Here is a 6896-nt window from a genome sequence, read left to right on the forward strand (position 1 = left end):
GCCCTCCCGCGCGCGCGGGCGCGGCGGCGCCCCGGCGCGGCTGCGCGCTCCTCGTCGCGGGATTCGAGGACGGCTTGCCGCCGCTGCGGCCACGGGCGGGCTTTCGGGCCATCTCGTCGCCTCCTCCGGCGCGGTCGCGCGGGGAGAGACGGATGTCGAGCGCGTCCGCCGCCGGCATGTCGAAGGTCGGCTCGCGCCGCCCCCGCCGTCCTCGGTCGAAATCGTCCATGCCGCCCTCGCGTCTCGCGGGCGCGACGCGACGCGCCGCCCCCGATGTGCGGACCTCGTCAAAGGGATAGATTGTGGCGGTTTAACGGGACATGAACGTTACCGGCCCGCTCCCGCGCCGTCGTCGACCCGCACGAAGCCGAGGTAGCTCGGGACCCGCCCCTCGCGGATCGCCTTGGCCTCGTAGCGCGTGCCCGGCCAGCCGGGATACGGCGTGCGCCAGTCGTCCGCGCGGCGCGCCGTCCAGGCGAGGCGCGGCTCGGCGGCGGCGCGCACCAGCGTCCAGCCGACGTAGTCGTCGATGTCGCTGGCGAAGCGGAACAGGCCGCCGGGCTTCAGCACGCGGGCGATCTCGGACAGCGTGCCGGGGGAGACGAAGCGGCGCTTGCGGTTGCGCCGCTTCGGCCACGGATCGGGATAGAGCAGCCAGACCGCCTCCAGCGAGGCGTCGGGCAGCGCCGGCAGCAGCAGCGCGGCGTCCTGGTCGAACAGGCGTACGTTGGCGAGGTCGTCCTCGTCGATGGCGGCGAGCATCTTGGCCATGCCGTTGACGAAGGGCTCGACGCCGATGAAGCCGGCCGCCCGATCCTCGCGCGCGCGGTGAGCGAGATGCTCGCCGCCGCCGAAGCCGATCTCGAGCACGATGCGCTCGGGAGCATGCGGGAAGAGCGCGGCGAGGTCGCCGTAGGCGGCGCGGTCGGTCCTCGGGTCGGGCAGGAGCCGCTCGGGCAGAAGCGTCGCGAGCCGCGCCTCCTGGCCCGGGCGCAGGCGCTTGCCCTTGCGCCGGCCGAAGAAGGCGCTCCCGGAGGCGCTCGCCTCGGACGTGTCCGGCTCGTCGGCGTCTATGGGCTCGCGTGTCATGATCTCGTCCGCGTCGGCGCCGCGCGTGCGGCGGCGCCGACCTCTATACGGCTTTGCGCCGTGCGAACAGGTCAGAACGCGATCGCCCGCGCCCGCTTGACCTGCGGGATCGCCTCGATGCGGTCGAGCAGCTCCGGCGAGGGCTTCTGGTCCACGGAGACGAAGCAGATCGCGTCGCCCCCGGGCGCGTCGCGGCCGAGCGAGAAGGTGGCGATGTTGACGCCCTCCGCGCCCAGCAGCGAGCCGAAGGCGCCGATGAAGCCCGGCTCGTCGGCGTTGCGCACGTAGATCATGTGCGGCGCGAACTCGGCGTCCACGTCGATGTCGCGGATCTCGACCACCCGCGGCTTGCCGTCGTGGAAGACGGTGCCGGACGCGTAGCGCGGCATGTCCTCGGCGTCGATGGTGATGCGCACCAGGCTCTCGTAGTCGCGCTGCGGGTTCTCGCGGGTCATCTCCTCGACGACGATGCCGCGCTCGCGCGCCACGATCGGCGCGGAGACCATGTTGACGTCCTGGAGCATCGGCTTCAACGCCCCCGTCACGGCGGCGGCCGTGAGCGCGCGGGTGTTCATGCCCGCGACCGCGCCCTCGTACTCGATGCGCACGCCCTTGATCGGCGCCTCGGTGAGCTGGCCCAGGAAGGAGCCGAGCTTCTCGGCGAGCGCCACGAAGGGCCGCAGCCGCGGCGCCTCCTCCGCCGAGATCGAGGGGAAGTTCACCGCGTTCTCGACGCCGCCGGTGAGGAGGTAGGTCGACATCTGCTCGGCCACCTGCAACGCCACGTTCTCCTGCGCCTCGGTGGTGGAGGCGCCCAGATGCGGCGTGCAGACCACGTTGGGGTGCCCGAAGAGCGGGTTCTCCGTGGCGGGCTCCTGCGCGAACACGTCGAAGGCCGCGCCGGCGACCCGGCCCTCGTCGAGCAGCTCGCGCAGGGCCGCCTCGTCGACGAGCCCGCCGCGGGCGCAGTTGACGATGCGCACGCCGGGCTTCGTCTTCGCCAGGGCCTCCCGCGAGAGGATGTTGCGCGTGCGATCCGTCAGCGGCACGTGCAGCGTGATCACGTCCGCGCGGGCCAGCAGGTCATCCAGCTCGACCTTCTCCACGCCGAGCTCGAGCGCGCGCTCCGGCGACAGGAACGGGTCGTAGGCGACGACCCGCATGCGCAGCCCGATGGCGCGGTCGGCGACGATGGCGCCGATGTTGCCGCAGCCGATGACACCGAGCGTCTTGGCGGTGATCTCGACGCCCATGAAGCGGTTCTTCTCCCACTTGCCTCCTTGCGTGGACGCGTCGGCCTGCGGGATCTGGCGGGCGAGGGCGAACATCATGGCGATGGCGTGCTCGGCCGTGGTGATCGAGTTGCCGAAGGGCGTGTTCATCACGATCACGCCGCGCGCCGTGGCGGCGGGGATGTCGACGTTGTCGACGCCGATGCCGGCGCGGCCGATCACCCGCAGGCGCGTGGCGCGCTCGAGCAGCTTCGGCGTCACCTTGGTGGCGGAGCGGATGGCGAGGCCGTCGTAGTCGGCGATGATCTCGGCGAGGCGCTCCTTGTCCCGGCCGAGATCGGGCTGGAAGTCGACGTGAACGCCGCGATCCTGGAAGATCTTCACGGCGGCGGGGGAGAGGGCGTCGGAGACGAGGACGCGGGGGGCGGACGAGGACGCGTGCATGGGGCGGCGCTCCTGCATGAGTGGGAATCGAACGGGACGCGCCTCCCCTCTCCCGGATGGGAGAGGGGCCGGGGTAGAGGGGAGACGGGCGGCGATCAGCCGGCGAGGGCGGCCTTCTCCTGGGCGAAGGCCCAGTCGAGCCAGGCGGTGAGCGCCTCGAGGTCCGCGCGCTCGACGGTGGCGCCGCACCAGATGCGCAGGCCGGGGGGCGCGTCGCGATAGGCGCCGATGTCGTAGGCGACGCCCTCCTTCTCGAGACGGGAAACCAGCGCCTTGGCGAGCTTGCCCACGGTCTCCTGGCCCATGGCGACGACCTCCGGGTCGTCGATCGTCAGGCACACGGACGTGTTCGACGCGCTCGCGGGGTCGCGCGCGAGGTTCGTCACCCAGTCGGTGCGCGCCACCCACTCGTGGATGACGCCGGCATTGGCGTCGGCGCGCGCGATCAGCGCGTCGAGCCCGCCGATCGACTCCGCCCAGCCGAGCGCGTCGAGATAGTCCTCGACCGCGAGCATGGAGGGCGTGTTGATGGTCTCGCCCGCGAAGATGCCCTCGATCAGCTTGCCTCCCTTGGTCAGGCGGAAGATCTTCGGCAGCGGGCGCGGGGGCTTGAAGCTCTCGAGGCGCGCCACCGCGCGCGGCGAGAGGATCAGCATGCCGTGGGCGGCCTCGCCGCCGAGCACCTTCTGCCAGGAGAAGGTGACGACGTCGAGCTTCTCCCAGTCGAGCGCCTGCGCGAAGGCCGCCGAGGTCGCGTCGCAGATCACGACGCCCTCGCGCTCGACGGGGATCCAGTCGGCGTTCGGCACGCGCACGCCCGACGTCGTGCCGTTCCAGGTGAAGACCACGTCGCGGCTGGCGGCGTCGACCTGGGCGAGGTCGGGCAGGAAGCCGTAGTCCGCCGTGATCACCCGCGCGTCCTCGAGCCCGAGCTGCTTGACCGCGTCGGTCACCCAGCCCTCGCCGAAGCTCTCCCAGGCGAGCAGGTCGACGCCGCGCGCGCCGAGCATGGTCCACATCGCCATCTCGACGGCGCCGGTGTCGGAGGCCGGGACGATGCCGATCCGGTAGTCGTCGGGAACCTGCAGGACCGAGCGGGTGAGGTCGATGGCGCGGGCGAGCTTGGCCTTGCCGAGCTTGGCGCGGTGCGAGCGGCCGAGCGCCGCGTCCTCCAGAGCCTGGAGGCTCCAGCCGGGGCGCTTGGCGCAGGGGCCGGACGAAAAGAAGGGAGCGCGCGGGCGCGCCTCGGGGGCGTGGTGACGTGTCATCGCGATATCCATCCTTCCAGATGGGCGCCTCTCGGTGGGGAGAGGTGTCCCGCCGACGGGTATGCGCCTGCCTGGCCGACCGGTCAAGCCGTGCGGTTTCCCCGATCTCCGGTGCCGTTCGCAGCGGCCGAAATTCACTTTTGATAAAGCCGCGTCCGGCATCCTACGGATGGGATCACCGCGGGACGGTCGCAACGAGCGCTGCACGGTACGGGGGAGTTGCTGATGAAGGCGCGTCGCGAGCGGCATGCGGAGGGGGACTGCGGTCGGCGGCACGACGCCCACGTCGGTGAGACGGTCGAGGCGGCCTGTACGCCGATCGCCTCCTACGACGCCGTGATGGCGGCGCTCGACCGCCAGGCGATCGTCGCCGAGACCGACGCGCGGGGCGTGATCACCCGGGTGAACGCCGCGTTCTGCCGCATCAGCGGCTATTCGGCCGAAGAGCTGATCGGCCGCACGCACAGGGTGCTCAACGCGGGCGTCCATCCCGCCGGCTTCTTCGCCGACCTGTGGCGGACGATCGCGCGAGGCGGCATCTGGCACGGCGAGATCTGCAACAGGCGCAAGGACGGGACGCTCTACTGGGTCGATACCACGATCGTGCCGCGCTACGGCGCCGCCGGCCGGACCCTCGGCTACGCCTCGGTGCGCTACGACATCACCGAGCGCAAGCGCGCGGAGGTGGCGCTGGCGGAGGAGGTGCGCCGGCGTACGGCCGCGGAGACGCTCCTGCGCGAGGTGATCGACGCCGTGCCGGCGGGCATCGCCGCCTTCGATCCTCAGGACCGGCTGATCCTCTCGAACCGCGCCTTCCGGCGCCTGCTCGGGCTCGGGCCGGCGCCGGCGATCGAGGGGCTCGACTTTCGCGAGGTCGTGACGCGCGCGGCGGCGAACGGCCGTTTCCTCGACGCCGGCCGCACGCCGGAGGCGGTCGAGGCCTGGCTCGACGATCTCATGCGCGAGCGGGTCCGGCCCGGTCGGCGCCGGCTGAGGCGGCTCGCCGACGGACGCTGGCTGCAGATCCGCGAGCGCTGCTCGCCCAGCGGCCATCGCGTCAGCGTCGGCGCCGACGTCACCGCGCTCAAGCGCGCCGAGCTCGCGGTGCGCGAGCGTGCCGAGCGCGATCCGCTCACGGGGCTCTACAACCGCGCCGCCTTCGGCGAGCGGCTGGAGCGCCTCGTCGGGCCGGGCCGGCGCACGCGCCCCGGCGCGCTCGCGATCCTCGACCTCGACGGCTTCAAGGCGGTGAACGACACGTTCGGCCACGACGTGGGCGACGCGCTCCTGCGCGAGATCGGTCAGCGGCTCGCGGCCGCGCTGCGGCCCGGCGACGTCGCCGCGCGGCTCGGCGGCGACGAGTTCGCGATCCTGATGCCGGGCATCACCGGCGAGGCGGCGCTCGAGCGGCTCCTCGCAGGACTGCTGGAGCGGCTGGGGCGACCGGTGGAGACGTCCGGGCGCGCGCTGTTCCCGCGCGCGAGCGTCGGCTGCGCCTTCTTTCCCCGGCACGGCGGCTGTGCGCGCGACGTGCTCAAGGCCGCGGATCTCGCCCTCTACGACGTCAAGGCGCAGCGCCGGACCACGGCGCCGCGGGTGGAGGCGCCCGGCGGAACCGCGCGGGTCTACGCGCCGGCGCTCGGAGAGCGCGAGGCGCGCCGCCAGAGTCTCGTCACGGGCCTGCGCGAGGCGCTCGCGGAGGACGCGATCGGCGTGGCGCTCCAGCCGCAGGTCTCCCTCGCGGACGGCTCCCACGCCGGCTTCGAGGCCCTGGCGCGCTGGCGCCGGGCCGGGGCCTTCGTGCCGCCGGGCCTGTTCGTGCCGGTGGCGGAGGAGGCGAACCTGATCGGCGCCGTCGGCGGCATCGTTCTGCGCAAGGCGCTCGCGGCCGCGCGTGGCCTCATCGATGCCGGGCTCGACCCCGGGCGGATCGCGGTCAACGTCGCCGCGGCGCAGCTGCGGGACGCCGGGTTCGTCGATCTCGTCGCGGGCGTGCTCGCCCGCCACGGGCTCCCGGCGAGCCGGCTCGAGGTGGAGATCACCGAGACCGTGCTGCTCGACCGCGACGCGGGCACGATCGTCGCGACGCTGGAGCGGCTGCGCGGCATGGGTGTCGCGATCGCCCTCGACGATTTCGGCACCGGCTACGCCTCGCTCGCCCATCTCAAGCGCTTCCCGGTCGACCGCCTGAAGATCGACCGCAGCTTCGTCGACGGCATCGACCGCGACGACGGCGCGCGCGCCCTCGTCTCCGGCATCGTCGGCCTCGCACACGGACTCTCGCTCAGCATCGTCGCCGAGGGCATCGAGACGCAGCGGCAACGCACGATCCTCGCCGCCATGGGCTGCGACGTCGGCCAGGGCTACCTCTTCGCCGTGCCGCTGGCACCGGAGGACGTGGCGGGCTACCTCGGGCGCGACGAGCGGCTCCTGGCCTGCGGCGGGGCGTAGCGGGGCCGCCCGCACCCGGGTCGTTGCGGAGTTGCGCGGCGGCGTGAGCGGGTCTACCTGTCTCGCATGATCCCGTCGTCCGACCACCGTCTCGGCCGCGTCGCCGTCCTGCTCGTCGGGTTGCTGGCGCTCCTCGCCGTGAGCGTCGGCGGCGGGGACGTGCGCGCCGCGGCGGCAGCCGGATCACGGGTGACGCCGACGACCTCCGAGGTCGCCCTCGCGGCGAGCGAGGCCTGCCACGGCTGTCCCTGCGGCGACCTCGGCGACCGCGACGGCGCCGCCGCCTGCGCGATCGCCTGCCTCCACGCGATGGCCCACGCGCCCGCGTCGCTGCCCGCCGCGCGGGCCGGCGACGGCGCACGGCCGTCCGCGCTCGCGCTGCCGCGGGGCCTGTCTCTTTATACACATCTGA

General features: G+C 73.3%; 6 protein-coding genes. 2 read left to right on the plus strand and 4 right to left on the minus strand.

Annotated features, from left to right (window positions below; all coding sequences use genetic code 11):
- From ACTZWW_RS22165 to ACTZWW_RS22180, 4 genes are all read right to left on the minus strand, one after another.
- The coding region (locus tag ACTZWW_RS22165; protein WP_444783137.1) for a hypothetical protein at positions 1-229 on the minus strand (229 nt) is incomplete at its 3' end.
- A gap of 98 nt (positions 230-327) precedes the next feature.
- Positions 328-1089 (minus strand): tRNA (guanine(46)-N(7))-methyltransferase TrmB, encoded by a 762-nt coding sequence (gene trmB, locus ACTZWW_RS22170; RefSeq protein WP_444783138.1) that lies wholly within the window; start codon positions 1087-1089, stop codon positions 328-330.
- Positions 1090-1160: 71 nt separating this feature from the next.
- Positions 1161-2765 carry a phosphoglycerate dehydrogenase gene (serA, locus tag ACTZWW_RS22175; protein ID WP_444783139.1) on the minus strand — a complete coding sequence of 535 codons (1605 nt, stop codon included), beginning with the start codon at positions 2763-2765 and terminating at the stop codon, positions 1161-1163.
- Between the two features lie 95 nt (positions 2766-2860).
- Entirely contained in the window at positions 2861-4033 is a 1173-nt protein-coding gene (locus ACTZWW_RS22180) for a phosphoserine transaminase (protein WP_444783140.1), read from the minus strand.
- A 225-nt stretch (positions 4034-4258) separates the two neighbouring features.
- Here ACTZWW_RS22180 and ACTZWW_RS22185 point away from each other — a divergent pair, with 225 nt between their 5' ends.
- Together ACTZWW_RS22185 and ACTZWW_RS22190 are read left to right on the plus strand one after the other, a co-directional pair.
- Positions 4259-6484, plus strand: coding sequence for a putative bifunctional diguanylate cyclase/phosphodiesterase (locus ACTZWW_RS22185; protein ID WP_444783141.1), 2226 nt, complete (start codon positions 4259-4261; stop codon positions 6482-6484).
- Positions 6485-6550: 66 nt separating this feature from the next.
- Positions 6551-6896: hypothetical protein (locus ACTZWW_RS22190; protein ID WP_444783142.1), on the plus strand; the 346-nt coding region annotated here is incomplete at its 3' end.

It is taken from the genome of Salinarimonas sp. NSM (genome assembly GCF_052380005.1).
GTDB lineage: Bacteria > Pseudomonadota > Alphaproteobacteria > Rhizobiales > Beijerinckiaceae > Salinarimonas.